The organism is Pedobacter hiemivivus, from assembly GCF_005144565.1.
Taxonomy (GTDB): domain Bacteria; phylum Bacteroidota; class Bacteroidia; order Sphingobacteriales; family Sphingobacteriaceae; genus Pedobacter; species Pedobacter hiemivivus.
The window spans coordinates 47,419-72,397 of sequence record NZ_SWDX01000010.1 but is presented as its reverse complement, the minus strand read 5'-3'; the positions used below and the strand labels follow the sequence as shown (position 1 = coordinate 72,397).

The 24,979-nt window shown below is 36.4% G+C and carries 25 protein-coding genes; 12 read left to right on the top strand and 13 right to left on the bottom strand.

Translation table 11 applies throughout. The annotated features are described in order from the left end of the window. Nucleotides 1-73 precede the first annotated feature (73 nt). The 4 genes from FBD94_RS21305 to FBD94_RS21290 form a co-directional block, all read right to left on the bottom strand. Nucleotides 74-1,222, bottom strand: coding sequence for a porin family protein (locus tag FBD94_RS21305; protein ID WP_131608818.1), 1,149 nt, complete (start codon nucleotides 1,220-1,222; stop codon nucleotides 74-76). Further along, nucleotides 1,209-1,847, bottom strand: a complete 639-nt coding sequence (locus FBD94_RS21300; RefSeq protein ID WP_225874694.1) for an RNA polymerase sigma factor — start codon at nucleotides 1,845-1,847, stop codon at nucleotides 1,209-1,211. Before FBD94_RS21300 ends, FBD94_RS21305 begins: the two co-directional genes overlap by 14 nt. 29 nt (nucleotides 1,848-1,876) lie before the next feature. Continuing rightward, nucleotides 1,877-2,587 (bottom strand): DUF4397 domain-containing protein, encoded by a 711-nt coding sequence (locus FBD94_RS21295; protein ID WP_131608819.1) that lies wholly within the window; start codon nucleotides 2,585-2,587, stop codon nucleotides 1,877-1,879. A 182-nt stretch (nucleotides 2,588-2,769) separates the two neighbouring features. Beyond that, a complete protein-coding gene (locus FBD94_RS21290; protein WP_136881705.1) occupies nucleotides 2,770-3,771 on the bottom strand; it encodes an NADP-dependent oxidoreductase in 1,002 nt (333 codons plus the stop codon). 128 nt (nucleotides 3,772-3,899) lie between these two features. Between FBD94_RS21290 and FBD94_RS21285 the strand changes: the two genes are divergently transcribed. The 3 genes from FBD94_RS21285 (at nucleotide 3,900) to FBD94_RS21275 (ending at nucleotide 6,034) form a co-directional block, all read left to right on the top strand. Continuing rightward, entirely contained in the window at nucleotides 3,900-4,265 is a 366-nt protein-coding gene (locus FBD94_RS21285; protein WP_262710997.1) for a winged helix-turn-helix transcriptional regulator, read from the top strand. Nucleotides 4,266-4,320: 55 nt separating this feature from the next. Beyond that, nucleotides 4,321-5,565 (top strand): cation:proton antiporter, encoded by a 1,245-nt coding sequence (locus FBD94_RS21280; RefSeq protein ID WP_136881704.1) that lies wholly within the window; start codon nucleotides 4,321-4,323, stop codon nucleotides 5,563-5,565. A 115-nt stretch (nucleotides 5,566-5,680) separates the two neighbouring features. Further along, nucleotides 5,681-6,034 (top strand): hypothetical protein, encoded by a 354-nt coding sequence (locus tag FBD94_RS21275; RefSeq protein ID WP_131608823.1) that lies wholly within the window; start codon nucleotides 5,681-5,683, stop codon nucleotides 6,032-6,034. A gap of 146 nt (nucleotides 6,035-6,180) precedes the next feature. Here the strand turns inward: FBD94_RS21275 and FBD94_RS21270 are convergent, their stop codons facing one another. Beyond that, nucleotides 6,181-7,536 (bottom strand): ATP-binding protein, encoded by a 1,356-nt coding sequence (locus FBD94_RS21270; protein ID WP_136881703.1) that lies wholly within the window; start codon nucleotides 7,534-7,536, stop codon nucleotides 6,181-6,183. A 522-nt stretch (nucleotides 7,537-8,058) separates the two neighbouring features. Between FBD94_RS21270 and FBD94_RS21265 the strand changes: the two genes are divergently transcribed. Both FBD94_RS21265 and FBD94_RS21260 read left to right on the top strand, forming a co-directional pair. Beyond that, complete coding sequence (locus tag FBD94_RS21265) at nucleotides 8,059-8,526, top strand: mobile mystery protein A (protein WP_136881702.1); 468 nt, start codon at nucleotides 8,059-8,061, stop codon at nucleotides 8,524-8,526. Further along, on the top strand, nucleotides 8,517-9,098 hold the full coding sequence (locus FBD94_RS21260) for a mobile mystery protein B (protein ID WP_205945921.1): 582 nt from the start codon (nucleotides 8,517-8,519) through the stop codon (nucleotides 9,096-9,098). Before FBD94_RS21265 ends, FBD94_RS21260 begins: the two co-directional genes overlap by 10 nt. A gap of 395 nt (nucleotides 9,099-9,493) precedes the next feature. Here FBD94_RS21260 and FBD94_RS21255 read toward each other — a convergent pair whose 3' ends face one another. Continuing rightward, on the bottom strand, nucleotides 9,494-10,732 hold the full coding sequence (locus FBD94_RS21255; protein WP_169472380.1) for a TlpA family protein disulfide reductase: 1,239 nt from the start codon (nucleotides 10,730-10,732) through the stop codon (nucleotides 9,494-9,496). Nucleotides 10,733-10,846: 114 nt separating this feature from the next. Between FBD94_RS21255 and FBD94_RS21250 the strand changes: the two genes are divergently transcribed. The 4 genes from FBD94_RS21250 to FBD94_RS21235 all read left to right on the top strand — a co-directional run bounded on the left by FBD94_RS21250 (nucleotide 10,847) and on the right by FBD94_RS21235 (nucleotide 14,515). Beyond that, a complete protein-coding gene (locus FBD94_RS21250) occupies nucleotides 10,847-11,065 on the top strand; it encodes a hypothetical protein (RefSeq protein WP_136881700.1) in 219 nt (72 codons plus the stop codon). A 188-nt stretch (nucleotides 11,066-11,253) separates the two neighbouring features. Then, on the top strand, nucleotides 11,254-12,840 hold the full coding sequence (locus tag FBD94_RS21245) for a hypothetical protein (RefSeq protein ID WP_136881699.1): 1,587 nt from the start codon (nucleotides 11,254-11,256) through the stop codon (nucleotides 12,838-12,840). Between the two features lie 78 nt (nucleotides 12,841-12,918). Further along, complete coding sequence (locus tag FBD94_RS21240; RefSeq protein WP_136881698.1) at nucleotides 12,919-13,116, top strand: helix-turn-helix domain-containing protein; 198 nt, start codon at nucleotides 12,919-12,921, stop codon at nucleotides 13,114-13,116. Nucleotides 13,117-13,204: 88 nt separating this feature from the next. Next, the gene (locus tag FBD94_RS21235; RefSeq protein ID WP_136881697.1) at nucleotides 13,205-14,515 is read left to right on the top strand and encodes a hypothetical protein; all 1,311 of its coding nucleotides are present in this window, start codon (nucleotides 13,205-13,207) and stop codon (nucleotides 14,513-14,515) included. A gap of 271 nt (nucleotides 14,516-14,786) precedes the next feature. On the opposite strand, the gene FBD94_RS21230 is transcribed toward FBD94_RS21235, so the two are convergent. From FBD94_RS21230 to FBD94_RS21205, 6 genes are all read right to left on the bottom strand, one after another. Beyond that, nucleotides 14,787-15,692: a hypothetical protein gene (locus FBD94_RS21230; protein WP_136881696.1), complete on the bottom strand. Its 906-nt coding sequence runs from the start codon at nucleotides 15,690-15,692 to the stop codon at nucleotides 14,787-14,789. A 345-nt stretch (nucleotides 15,693-16,037) separates the two neighbouring features. Continuing rightward, the gene (locus tag FBD94_RS21225; RefSeq protein WP_136881695.1) at nucleotides 16,038-17,225 is read right to left on the bottom strand and encodes an AAA family ATPase; all 1,188 of its coding nucleotides are present in this window, start codon (nucleotides 17,223-17,225) and stop codon (nucleotides 16,038-16,040) included. Nucleotides 17,226-17,227: 2 nt separating this feature from the next. Next, a complete protein-coding gene (locus FBD94_RS21220; protein ID WP_205945920.1) occupies nucleotides 17,228-18,070 on the bottom strand; it encodes a hypothetical protein in 843 nt (280 codons plus the stop codon). A 250-nt stretch (nucleotides 18,071-18,320) separates the two neighbouring features. Continuing rightward, a complete protein-coding gene (locus FBD94_RS21215; RefSeq protein WP_136881694.1) occupies nucleotides 18,321-19,172 on the bottom strand; it encodes a TIR domain-containing protein in 852 nt (283 codons plus the stop codon). Nucleotides 19,173-19,981: 809 nt separating this feature from the next. Next, on the bottom strand, nucleotides 19,982-20,257 hold the full coding sequence (locus FBD94_RS21210) for a hypothetical protein (RefSeq protein ID WP_136881693.1): 276 nt from the start codon (nucleotides 20,255-20,257) through the stop codon (nucleotides 19,982-19,984). A 42-nt stretch (nucleotides 20,258-20,299) separates the two neighbouring features. Next, entirely contained in the window at nucleotides 20,300-21,193 is an 894-nt protein-coding gene (locus FBD94_RS21205) for a HEPN domain-containing protein (RefSeq protein ID WP_136881692.1), read from the bottom strand. Between the two features lie 440 nt (nucleotides 21,194-21,633). Here FBD94_RS21205 and FBD94_RS21200 point away from each other — a divergent pair, with 440 nt between their 5' ends. The 3 genes from FBD94_RS21200 to FBD94_RS21190 all read left to right on the top strand — a co-directional run bounded on the left by FBD94_RS21200 (nucleotide 21,634) and on the right by FBD94_RS21190 (nucleotide 24,248). Then, nucleotides 21,634-21,852: a helix-turn-helix transcriptional regulator gene (locus FBD94_RS21200; RefSeq protein ID WP_136881691.1), complete on the top strand. Its 219-nt coding sequence runs from the start codon at nucleotides 21,634-21,636 to the stop codon at nucleotides 21,850-21,852. Between the two features lie 69 nt (nucleotides 21,853-21,921). Further along, nucleotides 21,922-22,257 (top strand): toxin-antitoxin system YwqK family antitoxin, encoded by a 336-nt coding sequence (locus tag FBD94_RS21195; protein ID WP_136881690.1) that lies wholly within the window; start codon nucleotides 21,922-21,924, stop codon nucleotides 22,255-22,257. A gap of 425 nt (nucleotides 22,258-22,682) precedes the next feature. After that, on the top strand, nucleotides 22,683-24,248 hold the full coding sequence (locus FBD94_RS21190; protein WP_136881689.1) for a recombinase family protein: 1,566 nt from the start codon (nucleotides 22,683-22,685) through the stop codon (nucleotides 24,246-24,248). Nucleotides 24,249-24,370: 122 nt separating this feature from the next. Here FBD94_RS21190 and FBD94_RS21185 read toward each other — a convergent pair whose 3' ends face one another. Continuing rightward, a complete protein-coding gene (locus FBD94_RS21185) occupies nucleotides 24,371-24,865 on the bottom strand; it encodes a hypothetical protein (RefSeq protein ID WP_131608825.1) in 495 nt (164 codons plus the stop codon). Nucleotides 24,866-24,979 lie beyond the last annotated feature (114 nt).

Sequence of the window (24,979 nt, the reverse complement as noted above, 5' to 3'; positions counted from 1 at the left end):
AATATGATCAACAGCCTTTGCTATGCAGTTTATAAAAAACTGGCGATGGTCATTCAAATAAAAAAACGGCTTCCTAAAGATCTACTTTTAAGCGGATACCTCCAGAGATGAGTTTGACCTTTTCCGATGAAAAAGAATGCATCGGCAGCTTAACAAAGGGTTCAATGGTAATGTATTGTTTGTTGCTGATCTTCTGGTGCCGCCCTATAGAAAGATTATAAAAGCCCAAGTAGTCGTTTGCAGATAAATCGTCGTTTCTTACGGTCTCCTTTGTATTTTCAACAACCGTTCGGCTCTCCGTCCTTACTTCCCCCTGTTCATCGGTATAAGAACTCACAACGATTTTAGTATCAATATAATTCCGGGTCTGATGCTGTTTTAAAACTGCCATCGCCGACAAACCAAAACCAATTGCTGTATTTTTATTTAGGCTGTATTTTATTTCCAGGGGAATATCAATTCCGGAAACGCTGGTATAAACAGACGCTAGTGTTTTTTCCATGTCCGCTGCCCCCATCATTGAATTATCACTGGTCTTCTTCGATGCTAGCTGATTGTAACCAATACCCGAGGTCAATGCAATACGCTTTGTGATGTGTACATCTACTGCTGCCGCAACACCAAAGGTTAAGCGGTCAGCTGCATTATAACTATTGTTAAGCGCTGCGCTAATTTTCCAGGAGCTGCCCTGATCAAATCGCATTGCCAGATTCGGCCGTTCGTTTGCTATCGGATTATATGGCTTATTATTATTATTTCTTGTTCCCTGTTTTACTTTCTCTTTTACATCTTGTGCTATTTCATTTGCTTCAGCATACCCAGAGCCGATGGAAGCGGCCAATCGTTCAGCCACTGTACCCGGAGTCTGAGTCACCGCTTCTTTTTTTATTTGATACGGCGGCCTCCTATTTTTTTTCAGGACTATTTTTTTTGTTATTGCTTGCGCCCGTTTTGGCTGCGCGGCACCTGTCGCCGATTGACCTGTCCTCAGCGATGTAATTTTTTGTTTCACTTCAACGAAATGATCTGCCTGCGGCCAGAAATAAATCATACAACACATCACTATAACTGCCGCTGCAGAAATCATTGGAAAAAGCAAAGCACGTTTGGTTTGTTTTTCCTGATTCTTAAAACTTTCCCAGGCCCCGGCCCGATATGGAACCCGTTCCTGTTGGATTACAGCTTTCAGCCTTGCAAAAAAATCGTCTTCAATAGGTTCCATCTGAATCGACTGTTGATTTTTGATATAATAATCTTAACTTTTGTTTCGCCCGTCCCAGGTATACCCTACTGATATTTTCCTGGACATTTAACGTTCTGGATATCTCTTCGTGTGAGAAGCCCTCAATTTCATACATATTAAAAATCAGGCGCTGTGTTTCAGGAAGATTATTGATCATTTTTAAAATATCCTGAGCATTCAAATGAGGCATCACATCCGGATTAATCAGCGGATGAACATCATCATAGAGTTCCTCATCCACGGTCAACAACTTGCCTTTCCTTAAAAAATCAATCGCTATTCTGCAGCTGATTTTCACTATCCATCCCATAAAGGCTTTCTCCAGATCTGCACTTTGTGTGGGTGGACAAAACTTTGATAAATTTTGGAAGATTCGGATAAAACTATCGTTCACCAGTTCCTCCGAATCATTGCTGTTCCTGGTATATCGCATAATTACAGCCATGAGGTAGCCATAATAAAATTTATAAAGGGCTTCTTTAGCGGATTCCTTTTGATCTTTGGCAGCAGCTATAAGCTCAGCAAGACCGGTAGACTTTTTTAACACTTTTAACATATATCGGAACTGGCAGACACCAGCTTCAAAATCCGGTACCATTTGCATTCAGGCGCATATGGTACCGGTTCTGATTCCTATTTGTTAGTCATCACTGCTAAACCAAGTTTGGTGTCATCAGTAGCATCTTTCAAACCTTTAACCCAAATCGTATAAACTTTTCCCTTTTCAATTTTAACCTTGTCAAGCGTAGCCAAAACAACCGTTTTACCATTCTCTACAATTTCAAATTTAAGCTCTGCAGCCGCGGCTACATTCACAAAAGCAGTAGCTTCTTTAAATGCTTTTTTAGTCAGTGCCGCTTCCGCTTTACCCCCAACAATCAGGTCAAGTGCAGGCGCATCAGGACTTAAGTTTGCGAAACGAACTTTGGCATTCTCACCTGTTGGCGCCGACAAATCATCTTCAAACAAAGCAAATACAGCCTTAGGTGCTTTTTCTGTCACAAACGCCGTGTAAGATTTTTGTTCCTTTAACGTAAACGGAGTTTTTACAATGATATCCGTAGTTCCTTTTTTAACCAGGCTCAATTGTTTATCACCGGCTTTTACATCCTGGTAATCCAAAACTGTGTTATAGGTGAATGCCTTTGGCGTAGCTGCAACATCGTTGATCAGGAATGTGAATTCAGGGCCACCTGGAGAAGCATGAACCACAGTAAGTCTGGCGGGTTTCAAGACAACGGGAGGTTTAACCTTGTCCTTTTTGCAAGAAGCAAAAATAGCGGCTGCTAAAAGTAAAACCGTCCCTTTTTGTATTAACGATGACAAATTATTTGATGTTTTCATGTTTTAATTTCTTTTGTTTTTAAATGTATTCCAGTTAAATGGCCATTAACTCTTTTCTATTAAAACGGGATGGAAATTTAAAACGCAACAGGTCTGTTACAAAATCAGTTGTAGTACTATTTGCAATAACCTAAAAAGAAGGGTTAAGGTCAAAACAATTTAAAGACGAAAGAACCTGTGGCTTACTTTATTTTCACCACTACTTTTCCCTTGGCACGTCCAGTCTCTACATATCCCAGAGCCTCATTAATCCGATCAAAAGGAAACACCTTATCCACAACAGGTCTGATCACATTCTGTTTAATCAGTTTGGAAATTTCCTGTAATTGTTTACCATCTGCCCTCATAAACAGAAATGAATAGTCCACCTCTATTTTTTTAGCCCTCTTGCGGATTCCATAACTAAGCAGTGATAAGGCAATCTTTACAAACCGGCGGGCTCCGATTGCTTTGGCAAAATCCGGTGTGGGTGGCCCCGAAATAGAGATGGCCTTTCCTCCCGGTTTTAAAATTCGTAGTGATTTTTCAAGTGTCTTGGTATCCTGGCTGTTCAATACTACATCATAATCTTTCAGGATAACTTCAAAATCTTCCTTTTTATAATCAATCAAAACATCTGCTCCGAGTTCCTTTAACATTGCAAAACTTTTTTCACTTGCAGTTGTGGCGACCGTTGCACCAAGGTGTTTCGCCAGTTGAATGGCAATTGTACCCACTCCTCCTGAACCAGCCTGAATAAATACTTTCTGGCCTTTTTTCAGATTCGCCTTTTCTACTAACGACTGCCATGCAGTTAATGCCACTAAGGGAACTGAAGCCGCCTCTTCCATGGTGATGTTGCTGGGTTTGAGTGCTACATCGTCCTCTTTAATGGCTATATATTCGGCAAAAGTACCGATGTTAAAATCGGCAACACGAGCATAAATTTCATCACCCACTTTGAACTGTATCACTTTTGTTCCTACCTGGGTAATTATACCCGCTACATCATGTCCCAAGATGAGTGGCAACTTATAAGGCAATATTAACTTAAATTCACCGGACTTTATTTTAGCATCAAGCAGGTTTAGACCTCCAGCATGAATCTCAACCAGCACTTCATCTTCTTTTATGATTGGAACAGGAAGATCGGTAAGCTTTAGCGCTCCTTTTTTATCATATTTTTGTATTATGAATGCTTTCATATTATGGCTGTTTGGCAAGTGCCGTAGCATCTTCTACCAGCGCATGTATTTTTTTAGTATCACCAACCGGAACTTCGAACTGATCTTTCGCCAAGGCAACAAACAGCTCATCAGCCACTTCACTAGATATTTGGGGAGATAAGTGGTCATTGCTTATCGTTAGGGATCTAATGTTTTCAAAACAATGTACCTATGGTGACTTCCTGAAATCAGATGAGAAAATAGCCACCAACATTTTAGCTTCCCGGTTACAAATGTTAGAAACGACTGGCATAATTATCAAACAAGACCATCCCCAAAGCAAAGCAAAAGTATTATACAAGCTTAGTCAGAAAGGGATTGACTTGCTTCCTGTGATGATAGAGATAAATTTATGGGCCGATAAATATTTTACATTGCCTGAGGAAAGAAAAGAAATGCTTGCGGAAGTAAAAAAGGACAAAGAAGCATTTATAAAAGAAAAAACAAAAGAATTGACGGGGGATACTGAGTAAGAAATAACATAGAACATATCAGTGGAAGAATTGTTGTTTATTATTAAACACGCTGATGGACCACTATCTTCCGGTCATATTGATTGCTGGCCTGGCCAGCCTGGGTATGGCTTTTATGCCAGCAGTATCAAAACGCACAGGCATTTCTTACGCTCTGATTTATGTAGCCATCGGTATGCTCACCTATCTCCTGACTGAAGACTGGCTACCATCACCCCTACCTGCATCAAATAATGAAGTGACTCTTCGTTTGACGGAGCTCATCCTAATTATATCACTGATGGGAACCGGCATTAAAATCGACCGAAGTTTTTCTTTCCGGAATTGGTCTAGCCCGCTTAGGCTAATCTCAATCGCCATGCTCTTATGCATTGCAGCTTGCGTACTTATGGGAATTCTGGTGCTAAACCTTGCATTGCCGGCTGCACTACTTTTGGGAGCAGTTCTGGTACCAACAGATCCGGTTTTAGCCTCTGATGTACAAGTCGGCCCACCGAATGAAAAATACAAATCCGAAACCAGGTTCGCGCTCACCTCGGAGGCAGGATTGAATGACGGATTCGCCTTTCCCTTTACCTGGTTGGCCATTCTTGCAGCAACGATGGGATTACAATCCGAGTCCATCATCCACTGGCTTGGCTACCATCTTTTGTATAAAATTGCTGCCGGAATATTTCTTGGATGGCTTTGGGGGAAACTAGCAGCCTACCTCATTTTCAATTTCTCAGAAAAACACAAATTACTCAAACCCACTGATGGATTTCTCGCCATTTCTTTGACGCTCTGCACCTATGGATTAACCGAACTACTTCATGCCTATGGTTTTATTGCGGTGTTCATTGCGGGATTAACGCTGCGTCATGCTGAAAAAACTCATGACTACCACAAAGAGCTGCATTTATTCACCGATCAGATCGAGCGCCTGCTGTTAGGGGTCTTACTCATCTTTTTTGGAGGAGCACTAGTTTCAGGCATATTAAAGCCGCTTACCTTTGAGATGGGTATCTTTGCATTTGCCTTTTTGCTCGTAGTCAGACCGCTGTCAGCCTACCTGTCTTTGTTAGGTACAGAAATTCACTGGAAGGAAAAATTAGCCATCAGCTTTTTTGGAATACGTGGCATGGGCTCAGTTTACTACCTGGCTTTTGCCTTTGGCCATGCCTCCTTTGGCAGCGAAAGCCAATTATGGGCCATTGTTGCCTTCACCCTGATGCTATCTATTGTGCTGCACGGACTTACAGCTACCAGTGTTATGAAGCACCTGAAAATAAACATGCCTAAGGAGCCTGTTCCGGAATAGCACTAGTCACAAAATACATCCAAAACCGCTATAGTTTCGTTTGCTGCATCACCTGGAAATAATTGGCACAATTGATGCATATCCGAAACGGGATAATTTCACATTTTATTAGCGTATGAACGGACTGATTGATTTTGACTGCCACGAATTTCTTGACAACACCAACCTAGCCATCCTGGAGATTTCTCTGCCGGAGGATGATGGCAATGAGCGCCGCTATGAATGGCTGCTCATCAACAAACAAAATCTTTGCATCAAAAGGATGCTGCTTAAAACCAGGGACAGTTCCTCATCAGTTCAGGAGCGATTTTTTGACTTAGGATTTCTCAAATATGCCTCCTCGTCCGGAGTTTTTATTGAAGCAGCGGCAAAAGACCTGCATCACCTGGAGCACAAAGGTTGCGAAGATATCCCGGAGGAATATTTGTCTGCTGTTACCGGCTACCTGCTTGAAAACTTAGTCATGTAAAACACCCAGGAAAGTGAAGCCAGGCTGTAAAGCAGAAAGGCGTACAGACTTGACCACTTGGGTGGGCCATGATGGGCGCTTCTCGAACCATTTCCTATCTGATTTATGTTTAATCAGCGATTTGGCTGGCAAATGATATATAGGATTTAAACTTCCTGCCGAACAAACCACTCCACATACTGTGGCAGAGAGGTACCAGCATAGTAAGGCAAATTCATGAGTAAATATGGTTTTTGACTCGGTGTGATCGCTTTCTCAATGTTGAAAGTACCAGCATACATACGTATAGCATAAGGATGATCTGAAGCATCTATGAACTGGTGAAGTGATTTCAGACTCCCTGTGCTCCCTGATTTTATTTCAATGGGAATAACCAAATCCTGGTGGGTAAAAAGTAAATCAACTTCTGCATTCGATTGAGATTTTTCCCTAACCCAAAAATTAGGCTTATGCGCTGAAATACTTTGAAGGGATATAAGTTCCTGTGTTACTAAATGAGGTATAACAGCACCTTTGTAAGCTCTATTCAAATCATCCATAGCGAGCATTTCTAATTGGATACCAAGAGAATAATTGACTAAACCAGTATCTAGAAACTGTAGACGTGGCGACTTCTTTAGATCTGTTTTTATAGGAGGTTGCAAATCTGTTGTAGGATAAATCAACCGTATGATTTTTGCATCATCAAGTGTTCTAAATGCTTCTCCGACCTCCCTTGATCGGTAACTGGAATTTCCAAAACCCTGAAACTTTACACGTTCGTCGAGATACAATGGGGCGGTATCCATCAGATGTTTAATAATTTTCCTTTCCGTATCATTAGATGTATACTTCTCTACATCATTTTTATAAGTCCCCCAAATACTTTCATATATCCTAGGTAAATCTGAAAGGCTCTGCTGCTGAACATCCATTTTTATTATTTCTGGCATTCCACCAATAATTGCATAACGATGGAAAGCATCCATTAACAACTTATGAGCAACTGGTTTTATTGGAACAGACTGCAAATATCCTAATAGCTCTTGTTTACCTACGGCTTCCAGATATTCCTGGAAATTTAATGGATGGAGGTATAGAAATTCTACTCTTCCCACCGGGAAGCTTTGCACCTTTTGCATTGCAAACTCTAAAAGAGAACCAGCACTGATCACATGAAGCTCCGGCAATTCTTCATAAAAATACCGTAATAACTGGATGGCTTTTGGACTTTCCTGAATTTCATCGATGAAAAGAAGCGTATTAGCCATAGCAGATGAAGGTATGGTATGAGCTAAAAACAACGCTTCTAAAATCGTTTGAACATCGTCAAAGTCTTCAAAATAACGTCGATCGCCAGGCTTTTCCAGATTGAGTATAATTCTATGCTGATAAGCCTTGGCAAAATCTCGTATCAGTGTAGTTTTCCCAACCTGACGTGCTCCTCTAATGATGAGCGGCTTACGACTATCCCTTAATTTCCAGCTATTAAGATAATTTTCAATGTTTCTTTTAAATGACATGACCGGTATGATTTTTATTTTGTAATAAAACCAACCCAAATTTACTTAAATAATGTAACAGAACAAATCCATATTATCTCATATTTTGTAACAAACCAAACTCAGTTAAAATACCGTGACATGTTTGTTACGGTTTTAGGTATAGGAAACATAAATCTTGCAGCCGACAAATAATACTTAGAAACTAAAAAAGCCGTTTTTCTTATCGAAAAACGGCTTTTTAAGCAGTGGACCCAACTGGGTGCTTCTCGAACCATTTCCTATCTGATTTATGTTTAATCGCGAATCTAATAAAAATATAAATAAATAATAAGGTGAATTAAAAACCTTCTGGGCAGAACTACCAAGCTATTTTTATGCCCAAAGATGCCTAGGAGGCACTTGATATCGCAATTAATTTCCAACAATTAATTAAGCTATAGCTTAATATTTAAACTAGTATTTCAAAGCTATAACTTATTTTTATATTGACAATATTAAGTTATAGCTTTATATTTGATTAAATAAAATAAGGTATAGCTTATGAAACTAACAAATAGCAGACTTATCCTAATTAGACAGCTTGATAGCAAAATAGCATTATTTAAGGCTTTGCTTGCAGTTAAGTCATCCCCTAAAGGATGGATAAACCAGATTAGAACCAGTTTGAATATGTCGCAGGTACAGTTAGCCAAACGCCTAAAAATGTCTGCGCCTGCAATCGCTGATCTGGAAAAACGAGAGGCCGAGGGGGCAATTACGCTCAAATCCCTTAAAGAAGCAGGAGAAGCCCTTAACCTAAAACTGGTTTATGGCTTTGTTCCTAAGGATGGTTCATTAGAAGCGATGATTGCGCAAAAAGCCAGAGAGCAGGCCACCAAGATCATCAAAAGAACTTCTGTAACCATGAAACTAGAAGATCAGGAAAATTCACAATCAAGGCTCGAAGAAGCATTGGCAGAATTGACGAATGATATCAAAAGAGAAATGCCAAAAAGCTTATGGGATTAATTATAGAGTATGAGGATGGCCAGACTCCACTTGATGAAGATGAAAAGGACGGGCTGCTGATCCGTGCCATTACGACCAGGGGGGAACTGGACGAGGTAGAGCAACGTAATATTGAAGAAGCGATCCGATGGACAATAGAACGCCGCAGAAAGTTCAGGCCCTCTGAAATCTTAACCGAGGGTTTTATCTGTCAATTACACAAACGAATGTTAGCTGGTGTATGGCACTGGGCAGGATCATTCCGTAATTCCAATAAGAATATCGGTGTTGATAAATATCAGGTTGCAACTGAATTACGAGTACTTTTAGATGATTGCATCTATTGGATTGAGAAGAATACGTTTAGTCCCGATGAAATTGCAATACGGTTTAAGCATCGTATTGTTTCAATTCATTGCTTTGCTAATGGGAATGGCCGTCACTCCCGACTTATTGCCGATATTATCATTGAGAAGATATTTGGTGTTGAGGTCTTTACATGGGTGGTAATGATCTGTTATCAGCAGGAGAGTTCAGGGCAAAATACCTTAGTGCTTTACGTGCGGCAGATAAGGGCAATTATGAAGCTTTAATTCAATTCGCCAGATCATAAATGATTATGAATTACTATCGATATAGAATTTTCTCAATCAAAAAAAAAGATACAAAAAAAGCCGTTCTTCTTTCTAGAAAAACGGCTTTTTAAGCAGTGGACCCAACTGGACGCTTCTCGAACCACTTCCTATTTGATTTGCATTTAATCGCTGATTTGGCCAAAAAAGTAATATAATAGTTTGAATGAATGTTCAGTACGCAGCATTAAAGCTAAACCATGCTTGAGTCGAAATATTTAAATGATTGACAACGACCTCTTAGTACCCGCCTATGCATTCCGAACACACCGCTTTCTTGACGACTTGAAAGTGTTGGCTGGAATGGGCGAAATATATGACGGGCATGAAAAATACGCATCTTAGTATCTGTCTGACTATTTCAATAGCTGATCAAGCAGACTCCGTAAAGCGGGATCAGAAGGTCGTGCCGCATTTGCAAAGACAATCTTTCCATCAGGATCAATCAGAATAAACCTTGGAATTGATGCTACATTGAATTTTTTGATAAAATCAGAATTAAAATCTTTGTCGGCAATCACCTGTATGCCATCTAACTTATTATTCTTAACATAATTAACCCAATTTTCCTTATCTGAACTTTTATCTAAAGACAGGCTCAAAAATGTAATATTTTTATCGCTATAATTAGATACCAGTCTAGATAAAAACGGGATTTCAGCCTTACAAGGAATACACCAGGTAGCCCATAGATCAATGTAAACATACTTACCGCGAAGTTCATTTAGCCTAATCAATTTATCGTTTACATCGTAGTAACTGAAATCAGGTGCGAGCGAATTGGGTCTACTTAATACTAAATTATGGTATACCTGATCTATCTCTGATTTATTTTCGCTGTTCTCCCTTCGTCCTGCAAAGTCACTATATAAACTATCGAGCTTTTGCGGGTTTGTAACCATTCTCAGAGCAAAAAGTGTATACTGATAAGTAAGGTGATTTTTGATGAAACCAGGAGGTATTTTATTGTAAATCGCTTCTAATGGCAAAAGGTAGCGGTTTTCGTATTCGCTTGAGCTGTATCGAAATTGCCTGTCAATATTAAGATTATAAATATAGCTATCTATCCATTCGCGATAAGATCCAGAACGTTTAAACAGTTCAGGATCGTTTAAATCTGCAGAACCTAAAACAAATTGATTAAGAAACTTTCTCTCAGAAATACTCAGGACTTTGGTCTGCAATTTCTTAGATGCTTCTTTAATTAAACTGGAATAATTGGGGTTCGATTGCTGCTCTGAATTAATTTGCTGTATTGTAGCCATCGCTAAAGAATCTCGTCCATAATGGGAAACATAATATTCTACCATGTTTCGGGTAAAGTAATCTATGTCTTTCTTTAGTAAAGCCTCGTTGCTTTTATTTTTTATTTTTCTTGTAGCCTCTGCTTTAAATAGGTTGATTTGGTGTATAAAGGTTTTTGGATCTAGTAAACATGCACCATACGTAAGAGTTCCGTTATTTAAAGGAACGAATTTTGAGAATTCGTTTAATTTATCTGCAAACAGATTATCATGTAAGTTAGTTGTTAAAGATTGCGAAAAACATGGAATCCATACCAGATGCAGAATGATACAGGTAAGGTAAATTTTCATGGAATTATTGTAAAGCATCAATAGGCTTGACTTACTTGTTTATCTTTAATGCAATGTAAGTTAAATTTGTTTGGAATCAAATAACAACATTTGGTATTGATCCAACTCAACTTTATGCTTAAAAACGAAAATCACAGCCCTGCTCCACAACATTTGTTATTGACCCCAAACATCACACTGGCTACCAAGAAGTTAAAGGGTAAAAAAAAGTGGTCAAAATCTGAATTTTCAGACTTGACCACTTGGGTGGACCTGACTGGGCGCTTCTCGAACCATTTCCTGTCTGATTTACGTTTAATCGCCGATTTGGCTAAAAAACTTGAAACTAATTAAAAATGTGATTATAAAATAGAATGATTAGACTTACAATAGATATATTCTTCTAATTAATGATTATCGGTTTAGATTTGGCCTAAACTGATATTGTTATATACTATATGAAATTTACGATGCAGCCAAACTTAAGCCTACATTTGAAAAAATGAATCAAAATTATTAGGTTATTCCGATACATATATCACATGATCCCACAAAAAAAACTAAATGAGCTTTACGACCAATTAAAAAAGTTTCATTTATCCGACGCACTCTATGTGATCGGCGCCGTAAATGCGGCACTGAAATTTGGCACCAGTAAACCAGACAGGAAGAATATTCCGGACTGGATATGGACTTGGCTACAGACAAGAGGAAGAAGCGATCAGAATAGGAGATCTTTATCTATTGTTCTCTCTAGAATGGCACGTTTCCTTCTTCTTTCCTCGGCAAATGATTATAGAGGAGTTTTTCTTGACTTGAATAATTTAGAAGTTCGTAAAGCTTATAGTCAGGTGGCAAATCTGGAAGAATTAGATGATTCCTTAGGAGATGATATTTCAAGTCAGTTTTCTTTATATTTCAACAGAATAGGACAGTATCAATTTCCACTACAGGCTAGTAAAAAAACAATAATTGGAAGAGGTTTTTTGTTATTTCATAAGCTGATTCTCGCCACGCCTAGCAATTATGATTTTGATGTGAAGTTTAAGGAGTATTTCGATTTGACACTTATGGAGTTTATGTCAACCGGCTTCGCTATGTGGATTTTGTCAAATGGAACGTTGGACTATGAAATAAAAAATGAAATAAAAGAACTTACACATGTCATGACATTGAAAACACAACGTATATTTCTGTCACTATCTTGCGGGACTCCAAAACGTTATCGGGAATTGGTACGAGGGAGTGACTGGAAAACCCCACATAAACTTAAAGATATGTACGCGCTGGATCCCTTAGCAATTATGCCAGCTGTAATTGTAGAGAAATCTTCAAAATTGTCCTTTAATACTTATGTGGTGCCTCAAGCTAAATATTTACTCGACAGGGCAAGTTCGGGAATATTCTACCTCCTAGGAGACAAAGAAAAAGAACTAGCGGAAAATGAAGAAAAAAAAGGTAAAAATCCTTTTAGAAATGCGTTTGGAATGGTTTATCGTGCTTATGTGGGTAACCATTTATCAATACTGGGTATGCACGAGTTCATTGATCTTGACAACGATTTTGTGGAATACAGTGGGAAACTGCCAGACTTTGCAATTTTACAAGACGAAATATGTATCTTATTTGAGGTCAAAACTTCCTTACTCAACATCGACGCTCGTACATATTTTGAGAAACAAACATTAGAACGAGAGGTTAACAATGGCAATATAAAAAAGGCAATCAAGCAGCTAATGGATTTCAAAAATGAAATACTATTGGGGCGAATTAAAGACGCCAGATTTTCAAAAATCACCTCAGTAATCCGAATTGTTGTTGGCTACGAAGATATTTTTTCCATTAATTCAACCTTATTGCCACTGCTAGATAAGATAAGTGGATCAGTTTTAGATGATTTGCAATTTGCATCAATTTCCGATATTGAAGCCATTGGCAGCGCTATCGATCAAAAAATAAACATCATAACAATGATTCAAAAAAAGGTAGCAAGCCCTGATGAACGGCAGTGGTCGATCGCCACCTTATTCGATAAAGACATAGATCAAAAAAACTCTGTCTTGGATAATGCCTTTAACGAGTTTATAGCAAAAATGGGCGTTCCAAATTTCGCAAGCAAATCAATTTAAAAAATTTACTTAACCTTTTTCTGTTTATACAATATATTGCGTGAAACTCCCCCTAATTTCGGAGTAAAGCTGCTACCAATGGACTATTTTATTCACTTAAAAATGCAAAGAGCCTGTCAGTTTCTATATGCTAATGAGACAAAGATTAAAACAATTGCTTTGGACTTGGGATATGAAGATCCTTTCTATTTTTCAAGGGTTTTCAAGAGATACATTGGAATGTCACCAAAACAATATAAACTAACTACTAATATCCGATCGTCATCGCTTACCTAACCTTTATGATCCAAAGAACCAAAAATTCAAGTAGTATTATCAAATATAGAATATCTTACTATATTTAAGAAAATTAACCCAAGCTCTAATGACAGCAATAGTAGGTGTAATAAATGCGCAAGGCATAGCAATAGCAGCAGATAGTGCTGTAACAGTTTCCGGAAGTAAAGGGACGAAGGTATATAATAAAGGAAATAAACTTTTTACGCTTTCAAAATATCATCCAATTGGGATAGCAATCTATGGTAGTGCGAGCTTTATGGGTATTCCCCTAGAGACATTGATAAAGATGTATAGGGCAAAGCTTGGAAAGAAAGGATTTGATAAGGTAGAAGACTACAAGTTGGATTTTTTGAAGTTTTTAAAGACTAATCTGCCCCACGTAAGTAATGATTTCAAAACAAATAGTTTTTTTTCCTATTGTCATACAAATTATCTGGCGTTGTTAGAATTAATTGAAGAAGGGATCAATGTTGGAAAGGATGCAATTTCAAAGGTGCCAGATACGGCTACTCACAACACGATTCTTGACGGGATTTTTAAAGAAATATCAAAAAACTATGAGGCTGAGATAGCATCTTATACTAAGTCTAAAACCGTGGCATTCAATTATGATCCTTTCGTTAAGTTCTATTCAGTGCAGCTTGAAAATATTTGTGATGAATTACTGAAAACGATTATAAAAGACTTTCCAGATTATGTGTTTAGTCAAGATATAAGGAGCTCAATAAAAAAACTTTTTTTTAATGTGGTTAATCTTGATGCGATTTGGGAAGCTAGTACTGGCCTGGTATTTGTTGGTTTTGGTGAGAAGGAAATATATCCATCAAGCCAGCTGGTAACCATTGGTAGCGTGATTATGGACACAATAAGACATCAATTTGATGATCCAGTTCAAATTATTCCGGGGAGTAAGGATTCCAATATCCTGCCATATGTACAGGGCGATGTAACTTGGACTGTATTAAGTGGTATAGATCCAGCATATAAAAAAGAGGTTCATAATTCAATTTCAGAGGCATTTAATACTATTTCCGATGAAATTGTAAAAAAAATCCTTAACACTGACGATGCGAAGGCTATGTCTGACGTGATAAAGGCGACATCAAAAGAATTAATAGCAAGTTTGGAAAATTATAAATTTGAGACAATCACTAGACCTTTATTAGAAACTCTTACTAATATGGGCAAAGAAGACATGGCTGAGCTTGCTGAATCACTAGTTAATATTACCTCTCTCAAAAGAAAGTTTGCTTCTTTAGATTCTTCAGAAGAAAGTGTAGGGGGGCCAGTTGATGTTGCCGTAATTACAAAAGGAGACGGATTTGTGTGGATGAAGCGTAAGCATTATTTCGACATGGAAATTAATAAAGGTTTTTTTGAAAAATATTATAATTAATTTTATGACTATGAACAATCAAAGTTTAATGCATAAAAATACCAAAAAGGCAGTAAACGTGGCGAAACCACAAGACTATTCTACAACTAGAAATTATCAGGATATCTTGAGGGGGGGGAGTCACATTAAACCAGTTTCAGAAACGATAAAGGAATTTATTATAAATAGATTCTCAAAGCTGGTTTAGAACCACATATTTTTCTTTGCTCCTTATTCGGTTATTACAGTTTAAACAAGAGTTATTAAACTACGTTGGCGATGAAAGGTTAATCTATTTTAGAATTGAATCGATAAAATTATCATCGCTGTTATCGTACGGTCTATATACAACTCTATTATTAACTACTTCTCCTATGTTTCCATTACGTAATTTGACAGAACCGACACCATCACCAGTGACCTTAAACTTTATTATCTTTTCTAATTCAAAAAAAGCATCCACAACCTCTGGGTTCACTGCGAAATTGTTATACTCTTCATTTACTGAACTTGGATATATCAAAAAATCACACTCGTTTTCATTTAATATCTGATAACATAGCCAAGAAGAAAGATAATATGGTGGTTTATCATTGTTAATTAAAACTGGAATGAATTCATGCATCAGTTTAAGTTGCTCTACTTTATCATTGTTATATATTTTCAAATGTTCCTCAGTAAATTTATGTATTTCTTTCGCCATAAAGTTCAATGGGTTGTTTAAAGACATCTCTCTAGACAAACAAATGGATGCTTTTAGTTCCCTATGAGGTTTAACATTCCAAATGCTCAAATATAGAATGCTATTAATGCTTGGTCTGCTTTCTAAAATTGCACCCCATGCGGCATCACCACAATAAAAGACAGTTGTATTACTTAAATTAGCCCTTTGATTTTTGGCACATAATCCCGCTTTAGGATATGAATACGAAGATAGTTTATGTAAATCTTTGTCTTGAATGTTCGACCTTACTCTATAAAACTTAGTATTAGCTAATTCATTAATATCAAACTTGCGATATAAATTATGAAGTAAAACAAGCTTATCCATTATCCGATGCCCTAAATCTTGTATTGATAGTGTTGAAAAATCGATCTGAAATAGTTCATTTAATCCCCTTTTGTAAACGGAGTATTCTGGCAGGAGGTTCAGCTCTGAGGCATCATAAAAACTAGACTTAGGTTCAAAAGCTTCCATAAAGATTAATGTGAAAAGATAATCATGAAAATTATACCTTTTATGATTTGAATTAGACTTCCAATATCGGGATATTAATTATTTGAATGTATTAAACTCCTCCTGGTTATTTTCAAGTTACCATCACTCATCATATCCTTTTTTAGTATAAAAATCGTTACCAAATGGTGAGTAAAGATTTAGGCTGTTGAAAAGGAAGCTAAATCAGTCACAGATCATCATTATCTCCTTTATGATTTCGAATCTCATCAACGAAACATAGCAAAGGGAAAGTTGATTCTTCATACTTCTACAGACTTTTATTTCTAATGTAGGAATGCCTAAGATCATCATTTTTTTTATAATTTAAATATGAATTAGTGCAACTTGATTTTGTGATATAAATTTGACGAACAAACTTTTTATCCTTTTATTCAAATCGCGCATGTTATTGAATTCCGATACATTTATTTGGCCTATAATGTCATCATATATGTTAGGAGGCAGTGAATCCCGATACGTTTCATTATATTTTCGAATAACTGATTCTAATCGAAACTTCACGAACATCAATTTATCTCTATTAAGTAGAACACTAAAGTGTCCTTTATAATCAAATCGAGACCTTAATTCAGGTGATATCCGTTCTTTAAACTCATTTTTACTAACATTAGAAGTAAAAATAATAATGAAACCATTCAAATCTATCTCATGCGACATTGAACTCACCATTTTTCCGTTCTCCAGAACGTCTAGAAAATAGTTGAACAAGGTTGAGTTCGACTTTTCAAATTCATCAATCAGAATCAGTCCAGTATCAGAATTCTTTACTCGGATAAATATCTCTCCTTCATCACTGCCGATGTAACCTCTTGGACTTCCAATCAAGGAATTTAAAGAATTATCGCTGCTATAATTTCCGAAGTTTATTTTTGCGAGTCTTTTATTACCGTCAAGGCACTTATGGATAGCTCTTGCAACCTCGGTCTTTCCTACTCCCGACTCCCCCATTAGAAACAGAGAGAGAATTTTATGCTCACCCAGTTTATTAAACACCCTAAAATTATCGATCAATTCAGCAAAATCGTCCTTAAATTTATCATGTCCATATAATTCCTGAGAAAAGTTAGCCAAAAATTCATCTAATTCTTGTTTATCTAGGTTAATAATTTTTCGGTGAACCGGTTCTTCTATCTCTGCGGGCTCTTGTGGATCGGTTAAAAGCTCAAAGACATCTTCTATTACTTCCACTTCTTCGAAGCTCAAAAAGCAATAGCGAAGGCTGTAGGTAAGTAAATCTTTGTATTTCCTGTCTGCAATAAAGATAGTATCCTCCTCAAACAGCGGAAAGATATTTTCTGCATTATACTGAATTTCATTGAGTGAGACAATCGAAGTTATATCAACAATTTGTCGATTCACATCGAGGTCAGAAACCTTTTCGAAATTTTGTAAAAGGGTAGTTATACTCACTATTTCCAACCCTATTATATCTTTTTCTCCTCGATATTTATAAAAATTATCCTGACTAAAGAACAAAAGTTTTTCCTGCATACTTAGCTTTCTATAACTGGAATCTGTACATTCTGCACTATTGCTAGTAAATCAATGTAATGATATTCCTTGGTGTCATCTACATTTCTAAAAGTATGGTTTGCTTGAACCTGTGGATATTGGCTCTCTTGGATTTCTGGATCAGGTGCATTGAGAGAATTCTGCATACTACCGATTTCTTGAAAAAACTCAAACGAATTTCTTAACGCATCAGTTTTTATCTTTCCTTTATATAACCCCACAAGGGAAACTTTACCGATAAATAAATCGTCGACGCTGTAAGAACTCTCAAACTCACTCTCAAAAGTCAGTGGAATTTTTACAATCAGTTCTTCTTCAGAATCACTTACGTTACCTTTGATTTTATATGCATAATCCTTAAACATGGAATTAAAGACATTATTAATGTCCAGCCCATTTGCCCCCGGAATAGCCATCCCTTTAAAAGACCCGTTTGTGAACAATTTTACAGTACGAAGCTCTGTTTCATTCTCAAGCGTCAGATTAACATTATCAATTCTAAGCAACTCTCCCTCATTCAAGCTGCTTAACAAGGTTACTTTCTTAGCTTTTTCGATAACCTCATTTAGTATCACCGATTTTGTTGTTTTCACTTCGAATGTCTCCAAAACTTTTTGTGAATCCGAGCCAGTCGTCTTTCTTCCGGCTTCAACATCGGCACTAAAAATATTCATAAACCTTGCACCAAGCTTCCCTCTCATATCAAGTTCTCTGCCATCTGTTGTTTCCTTGTGGAGTTCTCCACCAAGAGAAATTACATTGCTAAGCATCATCTTGATCTCATAGACCTTAGGGAAATTTATATAGTATATATTGAAAATCATAATTATTAGATTATTAAAGATAATAGATCGTTGTTATTTGCATCTATTTTTTAAATTAAAAGTTTTTATTTTATTAAAGAACAAAATAAATAAAGAAGTACTTTCGAAGCCAGATCGAATGATAGACTGGTATAGTATGAGTGTCTTTGTACCTCATCATTATGCAAATCGTTATCATTGTGGTAAATGGTATCTAAAATGATTGAGTACTTACGTTATTCGAGCTAGTAAGGAAATTTCTTAACATTGACTATAGCTCTTTTAGTGACTCAATGATGTCATCTAATGTATGTATTGCAGTATTTAACGCCATCTTGTCTGCCAATGTTGGGCTAAATTTAAGCACCTCATCCTTGCTTATCTTATGCCAAATTGGTAAAATTACTTTATGCCCATTCATTTCCTTTGCGACCATTCCATTTAATTCATATTCCGTCCAGTTCTTTTTTACAAACGCTGGAGAAATAATTACTATACCATATTTTGATTTGGATAACCCCGCATCAATTTTTTTTCTTAAACTATCGCCAATTTTTAATTCAAATTCATCATACCACACATTAAAGCCATTACTTTTTAATGCATCAGCAAGTTCCCTCACAATTTCATCCTTATCTTCTGAGGCATGAGAAATGAAAAAATCAAACTCTTTGGTATCTTCAACTAAAAAATCCGATGTATGATTGGAAGCATAATTATGATTAATCAGTAATTCAAGTTGGGACTTTTGTATTGCAATATCCTGTTGAAGTTTTCGTTGAAAATCCAGCTGGTCTTTCTGATTCTTTTTATTTTCAGCATCCTCGGCCTTCCTAGCGTCTTGCTTTTTTTTAGCAAGATCCGTTGATTTTGTAGCAATCTGTTTTTGATATTCAGCTATCTTCTTTTTACATCCTTGAATGTCATTCTGGTAACCTTGTATTTGTCGCTGTTTATTTTGAAGGGTTGATGCTGAAATCGATTTACTAACTGACCTATTGACAGCGTCGATTTGCCTAATTTTGTCATTTTCCTTTTTAGACTCATCAGCGACCTTCTTATAAAGATCAGCGATTTCTTTCTCAATTTTACTAATTTGGTTAAAATAAAAGGTTGAGTTCATCTTAAGCGTTTAATTTTTCAAGCCAATATCATTATTTTTTTGGAAAGGACTCTAATTGCTTTAACATTAATAAGCAAAATGTGCTGACCTATTTTTTTGAACTATATTTAATAACTTTTAATCCTAAATAACCTATCCCTAATGTACTCAATAACAAGATTAAAACTACAAGAGAATTGTTATTAAGTAGTAATCTTAATGGAGCTGATTGTAAATTAGTCAAATCGAGTGTGAAGATCAAATTATTACTTTAGAAGATAAACTATTTGATGTTTCAAGCCCGAAAATAAATATTAAAAGTTAATTGAAAGATGCCGATAATGCACTTTTAAGCCTTTATTTACTATATAAAAACCGGAAAATCGGGTTAAAAAGAGAGATAATAAAGAAAAAACAGATGCGGAATTACCGAAAATTCTCATTGCAGAGAATAATCCAATTTTGTTTCAAGTTGCAAATGAACTAAAGACCTTAAGAGGGCGTAGAAACGAAGCGGATTATAAAGCAGGATGTACTGATTTTCAAAATCCAAATCTACTCAATGAATCAATTGGGATGGCCATGGCAGCTTTTTCAAAGCTAGAAGAATATTAAACAATAACCAAAGTTCTCCAATCCCGTAAAGGCTAACAGCGAGAACAGTGGGCTGATTGGAGCGTGGGGGTTTCGCAAGCCGCACCGAGCGTGAGGGTAAATTAAAAAGTAGTGCATTTCAATATATGACAAAAGCCACTCCATTGCTGTAGTGGCTTTTTATTTACGGGCCTGTGAATGATGGCCTTTCAAATTATGCATTAGGTTTCAAATTTTTAAAGTTCTAATTTTCTCTTTTCCGTATATATAAATGCAGCGTTTATAAATTCAACGAGTTGCGTGTAGAAATATAGCATATCAGCATTATCCTCTCCCTCGGCAAAATCGACCGAGTTGTTTACCCATCCTTTGTACAGTTGCCATGCTTTTTCCCTGATATGGTGAAGATCATTGTTGTCAAAAAAGTCGGTCATTGTGCTTAAAGGGCTTTCTAATTCGTAATCTGATAAATTTGCGGGCTGGTAATCCAGCTTTTTCATAATGTTTTCCATAATCTTAAGTTTTAAATCAGTATTGAATAGTAAAACTGCTTGCTAATTGGAGGCTCTGGCGAGGTTAACAAATTCATTGTATAGCATCGCCTGTTGCGTTAATTGCGCTATTTTCTCTTCACACATTACTTTGGCAAGTGTTACAAACTCTATAATCTTATTATATAAAAGCCAAGAGTCATCTTCGGAAACGTTAAAAGTATCCTTGTATCTCGCTGCCGAATAACTTTTAAGTAATATCTCAAAAAGTCTTTCGTCATCAGGGCTGCCAGATAGGAACATTTTAATTGGGGCATCAGAAAAGCAGCAGCACAGCCTTAAAAGACGGTTTAAATTATGAATATCTGATCGATAGGCCAGATGCACCCTGATGAGTGCAATACAGGTTTGTTCTACAACCTGATGCAGCATAAATACACATACATTATGCTGTTCAGTGATGATGCACTCATGCGCTCCGGTTAAGAAACCATCCGCTAATGTTATTCTGTGGTCGAAATGTTCTCTTGCTTTTATAGCTGCCCCAATTGGAATAAAACGATTGGAGAAATCGAAAGTTGTCATTCCATTATGGCTATAAATCAATTGAGCACTACTGCAAACCGTAATAAAAAAACGATTATTAGCCATAATAGCTTCCTTAATGGTTTCTTTCCCATGAGAGAGGATTGTAATTATGCCGTGGTTGTAATTTCCATTTGCAAAATCCTGTATCTCATGTTCAATTCGGGTGTTGCTATCAGTAACAAGCAGTAAGCAATAATTGCACTGATAGCTTGCGGCTTTTTCTTTAAAACAGCCCTCATCATCTTGGCTGTAAGTGTGTTTAAAAAAGCTAAAGATTTGAAGAGGCTTGAACTTTTGAACAAGCTTATGGATGAACTCTCTAAAGTAAATCGCATGATCTTCTGTTGGTGATAAGGTTTGTAGTTCCATATATTGATCTTATTTAATTTAAAAATCAAATAAGCCTCAAATCAGTGGATACCTTTTTTTTTGAAAATAGGGCTGGTAACTCACTTAGTTTGTTGCAGCATGGTTCTGGTAAACCGCCAAACCTTTCGGGATGGATCTCAGCAACATACATAAGTGAGCACCAGCCCTATTTATTATAGGGTGGTGGATGCTACACTTACGCTCGCTGAGATTAAATTTACCAGATTTAGCTCCGAGGCTCGTATGCAATCCTAATTTCTCTTGACTAGAATTACAAAAGTATAATATTTAATGAATAACAACTTTCACTCAAATTTAATATTTAATAATGTAAAACACAAATTAAATAATAAATAACATTAATATATTGACGTAATACATTACTAAATGGTGTAATATGATTATTTTACGAGTATTATATTTGTTTTACATCACTATATATGAGTAAAATAATTTATAACCGCATCAAATCAATATTAGCTGAAAAGGGTAAAACAAATAAGGATTTAGCGGATGCATTAAAAATTGCCCCTGAAACTGTTTCGAGTTGGTGTACAAATTCTGCGCAACCCTCTATAAAAAAACTATTCGAGATTGCCATCTTCTTAGGTGTTGAAGCAGGTAGTTTGCTAATTTCTTCTGTAAAGAAAGGTGATTAAGACACATATGCTGACTATTTTCATATAACATATTTAATTACTCTTATTAAGCCTTGATAATAGAATAATATGTTACGAATAAACATTGAAGATCCAAATTTAACATTAAGAGATAAACCGACTAACTGGGGAGGAGGGGTATCTCTTTATAACGGACAACCTTTTACAGGAGTTATGTACGAATATTTTCCAAATACTGATCAATATTCTTCAGAAGATGAATATAAAGACGGTATTCCAGATGGCCGCCAAGTTGAATACTGGCAAAATGGAAATATGAAAGAAGAATGTTTTGCTAAATATGATAACACTTACGGTTCTTTCAAAACTTGGGATGAACAAGGTATCTTAAACTTTTACGCTGAATATGATCAATTGGGAAACTTAATTAAGAGAATTGTTTGATTTTGGCGTTTCAGATACACCTAATTATGACTTTAGGCACACGAGTTCCGAGTGTGGCTCTGTCCAGCGGACGGGAATCATTTTCGTATGCGAAAATACATCTTTGCTAAGTCCGCTACGGACTTCAATTCCCCTACTCCAACAGTCCCCTTGTTATCCCAAGATATTAACTTGAAGAACGAAGTGATAATATCTTTATATTCTTAGGTACTACCTAATAGGTTGTCAAAAAGTAATTCTCTTTTATCTCAAATTGAGCAAAGAAAGGAGATATACATGGAAGACAACTATTCACTATTAACGCCAGAAAAAGTAGTTAAAATTCTAAAAAAGCATGGTACAATTATATCAGTAGAAGAAGCTAAAAAAGTATTGGAGTTTTATAAAAAATTCGCTAAATTATGGCTAACCCAAGTATTTAGACCATGAGAATAGCAGACTTATACATAAGAGTTAGCACCGATGAACAGGCGGAAAAAGGTTATTCGCAAAGAGATCAGGAAGAACGTTTAACCCGATACTGCGAATTTAATAACATCACGGTAAGAAAAGTTATTTATGAGGATCATTCCGCAAAAACCTTTAATCGTCCTACATGGGGCTTATTACTTGCTGATTTACGAAAAAATAAGGGTAGACTAACTGACTTGGTTCTATTTACTAAATGGGACAGATTCAGTAGAAATGCAGGTGATGCTTATAACATGATTAGTGTTTTAAGAAATTTAGGTATCGAGCCACAAGCAATTGAACAACCTTTGGATTTATCTATTCCCGAAAACAAACTAATGTTAGCTATCTACCTTTCTACACCAGAGGTTGAAAATGACAGAAGAGCATTGAATGTGATTAACGGAATGCGTAAGGCAAAAAAAGAAGGTCGTTGGATGTCTACAGCCCCAGTAGGTTATAGAAACATTACTACCGAGGATGGTAGGAAGCTAATCGTTCCAAAAGAGCCACAAGCCTCATTAATTAAATATGCTTTTGAAAAAATCACAACAGGAATGTTTTCTACCGAACAAATATGGAAAGTCTCTAAAGCTAACGGATTGAAGTCTGGTAAGAATAATTTCTTAGTCGCTATGCGCAACCCTGTCTATTGTGGCAAACTGTTTATTCCAAAATATAAAGACGAAGAGAGCCAATTGGTAAAAGGGATTCATGAGCCATTAATTTCTGAAAAGCTATTTTATGAAGTTCAGGATGTCATGGATGGAAGAAAGAAAAAACAAGCTACTAAAGTTTTTTCTCTTGAAGAGCTACCTCTAAGAGGATTCTTATATTGTTCAAAATGCACAAGGATGTTAACTGGAAGTGCATCAAAAGGAAGAAATCGTTATTATTACTATTACCATTGTTCGTCCTCATGCGGCTGTAGGTACAAAGCCGAAGATGTAAACAATGCAATTTTAAAGGATTTAAAATCCTTAGTCCCTAAAGCCGGAATGGCCGAAGTATGTGCAAAAACAGTTAACGAAATGTATCATTCAGAATTTTCAAATAAGGGCGATAGTAAAAAGGAGATTATATCTAAAATTGACGCGCTCAATAACAAGATTAAAACCGCTAGAGAATTATTATTAAGTGGTGATCTTGATGGAGCAGATTACAAAGCCGTCAAAATCGAATGTGAAGATCAAATAACAACTTTAGAAAATAAACTATTTGATGCCTCAAGTCCAAAAATAAATATTGAAAATCAATTGAAAGATGCCGTTAACGTACTTTTAAACCTAGATTTACTATATAAAAACGGGACAGTCGCTATAAAAAGAGAGATAATTGGTTCGATCTTTCCAGAAAAATTGAGTTTTGACGGGACGCAACATCGAACCACTCGGGTCAACGAAGTCGTTTCAATCATCTGCATGACTTCCAATGAATTAGGGAGCAAAAAAAAGCGGGCAAACGACTTATCTAAGTGTTTGCCCGCTTTGGTGGGCCATGATGGGCTCGAACCATTTCCTACTTTTAATAGGGGCAGGTAATCCATCTACTATTTAGTTTTATATTTGTTTATGCGTGAACGTTTTCTACCAGGCATATCCCTAATTGGGAAGGTTAGATTTATTGCTATCGGTTTAGCGAGGTGTTAATAAATCTTAATATATCAATTCTTTAACATGTCTTTTCTAAAAAGAGTACCTAATCCTGTGGCATCTTTGGAAGTGAAGTTGACTGTGTCAAAGTTTTTAATTACCCTGATATGATACTGCATTTGGAATGTTATGGGTCGTGTGAGATCTCTTTTTTTTTCTTCTATTAGCTTTTCTATTAATTGTTTTGCAGACACCTGATAAGTTGTATCTAATTGAATTGGGTAGTCTGCATTTAAAATATCCTGACCTGGCGCAAGGATGATATCGTTGTGGGTACTAAAGTATTGAACTTGGCATTGATCCTGTGATTTAGTAATAGCTGCGACCACTTTACCAAACATTGTTCTATGACCGCCTACTATCTCAATTTTTATATGATCCCTTTTACTGAAACTTGGTTTTATCATATCAACAATTTGGTCGTAAACGGAGTCTATTGATGTTTTTTTATTACAGGAAAAAAAAAGAATAGTGTAAAGAGCAGTAATAAATAATCTTTTATGCATTAGATGTTATTTTATGTTCTTTAATAGGATTCAATTTCTTTTGATTTCCATAATTTCTACCTCATCTATTCAGAACCGTTACTAATCAAATAAATTAAGTATAGTCTATTATCT